Consider the following 5,189-nt stretch of genomic DNA (forward strand, 5'->3'; position numbering starts at 1 on the left):
AACAGCTCGGCAATCTCGTCCAGACTGAACCCCAGCCGCTGTGCCGATTTCACGAATTTCACCCGAACCACGTCCGCCTCCCCATAGCGGCGGATGCTGCCGTAAGGCTTGTCCGGTTCCGGCAACAGGCCCTTGCGCTGATAGAAGCGGATTGTCTCCACGTTGACCCCGGCCGCCTTGGCAAAAACGCCAATGGTCAGGTTTTCCAAATTATTTTCCATATCGCTTGACTCCGTACATGAGTACGGAAGTAAGGTTACGCTATCCAATCCAAATTCAAAAGGGCCAACGTATGTCTGAACCACAAAACGGGCGCGGTGCGCTCTTCGCCGGCGGGCTGGCCGCCATTCTTGCATCGACCTGCTGCCTGGGGCCGCTAGTACTGGTCGCCCTGGGCTTCTCCGGTGCTTGGATCGGCAACCTGACGGTGCTGGAACCCTATCGACCGTTGTTCATCGGCGCGGCGCTAGTGGCGCTGTTCTTCGCCTGGAAGCGGATTTACCGGCCCGTGCAGGCATGCAAGCCAGGTGAGGTCTGCGCGATTCCGCAGGTGCGCGCCACCTACAAGCTGATTTTCTGGATCGTGGCCGTGCTGGTCCTGGTCGCGCTTGGATTTCCCTATGTCGTTCCATTTTTCTATTAACCAGGAGTTCATCATGAAGAAACTGTTTGCCTCCCTTGCCCTCGCCGCCGCTGTTGCCCCGGTGTGGGCCGCCACGCAGACGGTCACCTTGGCCGTTCCTGGCATGACCTGCGCGACTTGTCCTATCACCATTAAAAAGGCCTTGAGCAAGGTCGACGGTGTTAGCAAGACCGAGGTCGACTTCTCAACCAAGCTTGCCGTCGTAACGTTTGACGATGCGAAGACCAACGTCCAGGCGCTTAGCAAGGCGACGACGGATGTAGGCTACCCATCTGAGCTGAAGAAGTAAGGCAACAAATAACGGCAGCATCGCTAGAACCACGGCAGAGATGCCGCTCAGGCGATTCTGCCGGTCGTCATCGCGTGAGCAGCCTGTAAACGACCCACGGAGCCTGTTCCCTGAAGCGCACAACCGATTCAGTGACCGAGGCGTCGTACTAGTTGGCTTGGGCACAACGGATAAAAGAGAGAGCGGAATGCAAGAGTTAAACGAAGTTGGTTTGAGCGTGGCGGGAATGACTTGCCCAAGTTGTACAAGGCACGTTGAGGACGCGCTGCTGGCGGTCCCCGGCGTAACGCGAGCGGCTGTCGATTATCCATCGAACAAGGCGCAAGTCACAGGCAATAGGCTTGACGTGTCCGCGCTCGTAGCAGCAGTGGGCGCCCTTGGTTACGGTGCTACGCCTACAGACGAATTTGAAAGCAAAGAGCGCAGTGTTGAACAGCCAGGACTCCTTGGCAAAGCCGCCCAGTGGCTGAGCGGCGAGCGCGCGGTGGAGAAACCGGCAGGTCAGCTGCATGTGGCGATCATCGGTACTGGCGGCGCCGCTGTGGCAGCAGCGCTGAAGGCAGCTGAAAACGGTGCCCGTGTCACCCTGATCGAGCGGGGAACTATCGGCGGCACCTGCGTCAACGTGGGCTGCGTCCCTTCTAAGATCATGATTCGGGCAGCGCATATCGCTCATCTGCGACGCGAAAGTCCTTTTGACGTGGGACTGTCGGCAACGCCCCCAGTTGTCCTGCGTGACCGTCTGCTGGCGCAACAGCAGGCCCGTGTGGACGAGCTGCGTCATGCTAAATATGAAAGCATCCTCGAAAGCAATCCGTCGATCAATCTGGTGCGAGGCAGCGCCCGATTCAAGGATGGCCAAACGCTTATCGTGGAAGCGGCAGAAGGTGACACTCGCGAAGTGGCCTTCGATCGCTGTCTCATTGCCACTGGTGCAAGCGCTGCCATCCCGCCGTTGCCTGGTCTTGCAGGAACGCCATATTGGACGTCCACCGAAGCCCTGGTTAGCGAAGCCATTCCTAAACGGCTGGCAGTAATTGGCGCCTCGGTCGTAGCACTGGAACTGGCACAAGCGTTTGCGCGCTTGGGCAGCGAGGTGACGGTCCTGGCCCGGCGCACCTTGTTTGCCAGTGACGACCCTGCCATTGGCGAGGCCGTGACTGCAGCTTTCCGTGCGGAAGGCATCACGGTGCTGACACAGACGCAGGCGAGTGCCGTGACCTATTGCGACCGCCAATTCATCCTGACGACCGCGCAGGGCGAGTTAAAGGTGGATCAATTGCTTGTTGCCACCGGCCGCACGCCAAATACCGCAAGCCTGAATCTCGAGCGCGCAGGTGTGACGTTTGACTCGCAACATCGCATCCTGATCGATCAAGGCATGCGCACGAGTGCTTCGAACATTTACGCAGCTGGCGACTGCACTGACCAGCCTCAGTACGTCTACGTTGCAGCCGCGGCTGGTACCCGGGCTGGCATTAATATGACCGGCGGCGACGTAAAGCTCGATCTCGACGCCATGCCGGCAGTCGTGTTCACCGATCCGCAAGTTGCCACGGTAGGCTACAGTGAAGCAGAGGCCCAGCGCATTGGTCTGCAAACCGAAAGCCGTACGCTCACGCTCGACAATGTGCCGCGTGCACTCGCCAACTTCGATACCCGCGGCTTTATCAAGCTTGTTGCTGAGGCAGGGTCCGGACGCATTCTCGGAGTCCAGGCTGTGACACCGGAAGCAGGCGAAATCATCCAGACTGCCGCGATTGCCATCCGGGCCCGCATGACCGTCCAGGATCTGGCTAACCAGCTTTTCCCTTACCTCACCATGGTTGAAGGTCTCAAACTGGTGGCACAGACTTTTTCGAAGGATGTGACACAGCTATCGTGCTGTGCCGGCTAAACCTTGGGCACCAAAACAGGGACAGAGGAGTTTTTATGTTTTGTGACATCAGACTTAAATTACGCCGTGTACGCGCGTGCTTGACGATCGTACTGGCAAGTACCGCAACGTTAGGCATGCCAAACCAAGCGTTGGCGGCTTATGATTTTTCTAAGCTCGGCGCCGCGATTGAAACATTGTCGCCAGAGACCGTCAGTGATTGGGAAAAGAAGGCCAGGGCTGGCGATGCCATGGCTCAGAACATCATGGGTCTTGCGTACAAATGCGGTATGGGCGTAAAGCAAAACCACGCGGCATCGATCCAGTGGTTCCGCAGGGCGGCCGAGCAGGGTGAAGCCGATGCACAGTTCAACCTCGGGCGCCTCTACGGAAGTGAAGTCGACGGTATGTATAAGAATGGGCGTGCGGCTCCTGCCAACGATGCAGAGGCTTTCAAGTGGTACCGCCTCGCTGCCGAGCAGGGACACACGCAGGCTCAAGTCAGGCTGGCCCAGCTGTTTGCAAAGGGTCTTACCGACATCGCGCCCGACCAGGTGCAGGCATACCAGTGGATGAGTCTGGCCGCAGCGTCGGGAGAACCGACAGCAGCAAAAGTCGTTGCAGACTATGCAGCTCAAATGAAGCCCGAACAGTTACAGCAAGCCCAGCTGCTGGCCGAGGAATGGCAACGCCGGCAAGGCACAAAGTAATTCGTCTTTGTTAAGCGCAGGACGTAACCGCCGAGTAAGGTTTATCCCGGTTGATCGCTGCCCGATATAACAGGTGGAAAATGGACAAGACTATTTATTCCAAAAAGATTGCCGAAAGCCTTTCATCTGGCAATCATCCTAAAGAGTTCGCAACGCTCTTTGTCGCGCTGCTCCGACAGCTAGCGATGGGGGGACCTGTATCACGCGAAAAGCTCGCCGGCGCACTCGGATGGTCTGGAGCGAGAGTTGCAACGGTACTTGAGCAGGCACCTGGTACGGAATATGACGACGAGGCCAATATCATTGGACTGGGGCTGACACTACGTGAAACCTCTCACGTTTTTGAGGTGGATGGCCGTCATTTGTACACATGGTGTGCGCTGGACACCTTGATGTTTCCCGCCTTGACCGGCAAGATTGCCCGTGTCACTTCCCGCTGCGCCGCCACCGGTAGGCCGATCACTCTCACCGTTGCACCAGAAGCAGTGCTTCATGTCGAACCGGCAGAAGCAATGGTTTCACTGCGAACTCCGGATACTTCGCCCGACATTCGTTGTTCGTTTTGCTGTCATGTGCATTTCTTTGCGTCTCCGTCTATTGCAAATTCGTGGGCTTCGACCCACCAAGGGATTGAGGTCGTGCCTGTCGAGAGTGCGTTCGACCTTGGTCATGATGTCGCGCTTAAGCTGCTAGAGGACTGCGAGGAAAGCCCAGTATGAATGCGTACTCGATATCGAAGCTGGCTGATGATGCTTGCGTCAGCGTGCATGTCGTGCGCGACTACATGATACGCGGCTTGTTGCACCCTGCTCGGCGAACCGAAAGTGGCTATAACATTTTCGATGACAAAACACTCGGAAGGCTGCGGTTTCTCCGCGCAGCCTTCGAGTCCGGAATTGGGCTCGACGAACTGGCGCGACTTTGCAAAGCATTGGACGCAGACGATAGCGAAAGCCTGGACCGATGCGTCGAGCGCGTGCGATGGAAGATCGACGTGCGTCGAACAGTTTTGACTGTCGTCGAGGCCTCTTTGAATGAAATGGCGGCCGGTGCAGCTACTTGAGGTCCGGCCGGTAAAAGCGTTGGAATTAGCCACTTCGTATATAATATATTGATTAATATAGCTTTTTCGATGAATGTTTGACTAAAGCCTTTATCGCGACAGTGACTCCTGAAGCTGCTTAAACTGCCCCTGAATCACCGCTTTTTCCTGAAGAATCAACTTGTTCTCATCGGACAGAACTTCCGCTCTATTCTGAGAGGCTTTCAGATCCGTTTTGGTGACCTCTAATGCTTGGGATAGTACGGCCACCTGCTTATCGGCATCTGCTTTCTGGCTTGCGAGTGCGGCAATATTATCCGCCAATTGTTTGCTTTCATGCTTCCGCTCCCGGTTTTTTGCCGAGGCGTCGTTAAGTTGATGCTCCAAGTTCTGGATATCGGCCACTTGCCTATCCAAGGTGCTTTTGTGCATCGCATTGGCCTGTTCGAGCTCATGCGTTTGTCGTTGTAATTGCGCATTAGTGTCTATCAGCTCGGACGCTCTTGACTCGGCTTGGATGAGCCGGTTTTGCAGGTCTTGAATCTGGTCTTTCAGGCCCCGGTTAACCATCTGGAATTGCTCGCGCTCCTGCTGCCGGTCTTCGGCGGTGCGTTGCTGGTAGGGGGCAC

At 56.5% G+C, this 5,189-nt stretch carries 7 protein-coding genes and 1 pseudogene; 6 read left to right on the forward strand and 2 right to left on the reverse strand.

What is annotated here, in order from left to right:
* A partial coding sequence (locus N878_RS12030; RefSeq protein ID WP_017514399.1) for a MerR family transcriptional regulator occupies positions 1 to 221 on the reverse strand: 221 nt, incomplete at its 3' end.
* A 71-nt stretch (positions 222 to 292) separates the two neighbouring features.
* Here N878_RS12030 and N878_RS12035 point away from each other — a divergent pair.
* The 6 genes from N878_RS12035 to merD all read left to right on the forward strand — a co-directional run bounded on the left by N878_RS12035 (position 293) and on the right by merD (position 4,581).
* Positions 293 to 643 carry a mercuric transport protein MerT gene (locus N878_RS12035; RefSeq protein ID WP_001294663.1) on the forward strand — a complete coding sequence of 117 codons (351 nt, stop codon included), beginning with the start codon at positions 293 to 295 and terminating at the stop codon, positions 641 to 643.
* A gap of 13 nt (positions 644 to 656) precedes the next feature.
* Positions 657 to 932, forward strand: coding sequence for a mercury resistance system periplasmic binding protein MerP (gene merP / locus N878_RS12040; RefSeq protein WP_011405607.1), 276 nt, complete (start codon positions 657 to 659; stop codon positions 930 to 932).
* A 187-nt stretch (positions 933 to 1,119) separates the two neighbouring features.
* Complete coding sequence (gene merA / locus N878_RS12045; RefSeq protein ID WP_011405608.1) at positions 1,120 to 2,829, forward strand: mercury(II) reductase; 1,710 nt, start codon at positions 1,120 to 1,122, stop codon at positions 2,827 to 2,829.
* A 35-nt stretch (positions 2,830 to 2,864) separates the two neighbouring features.
* A complete protein-coding gene (gene merG, locus N878_RS12050; RefSeq protein WP_011405609.1) occupies positions 2,865 to 3,518 on the forward strand; it encodes a phenylmercury resistance protein MerG in 654 nt (217 codons plus the stop codon).
* A gap of 80 nt (positions 3,519 to 3,598) precedes the next feature.
* A complete protein-coding gene (gene merB, locus N878_RS26820) occupies positions 3,599 to 4,237 on the forward strand; it encodes an organomercurial lyase MerB (RefSeq protein WP_011405610.1) in 639 nt (212 codons plus the stop codon).
* On the forward strand, positions 4,234 to 4,581 hold the full coding sequence (gene merD / locus N878_RS12055; protein ID WP_021443905.1) for a mercuric resistance transcriptional repressor MerD: 348 nt from the start codon (positions 4,234 to 4,236) through the stop codon (positions 4,579 to 4,581). The genes merB and merD overlap by 4 nt, the downstream gene beginning before the upstream one ends.
* Before the next feature lie 90 nt (positions 4,582 to 4,671).
* Here the strand turns inward: merD and N878_RS29520 are convergent.
* Positions 4,672 to 5,189: pseudogene (locus tag N878_RS29520) on the reverse strand (chromosome partitioning protein ParA); the annotation flags it as partial.

Origin of the sequence: Pseudomonas sp. EGD-AK9 (assembly GCF_000465935.2) — a bacterium.
In the GTDB taxonomy this organism is placed as follows: domain Bacteria; phylum Pseudomonadota; class Gammaproteobacteria; order Pseudomonadales; family Pseudomonadaceae; genus Aquipseudomonas.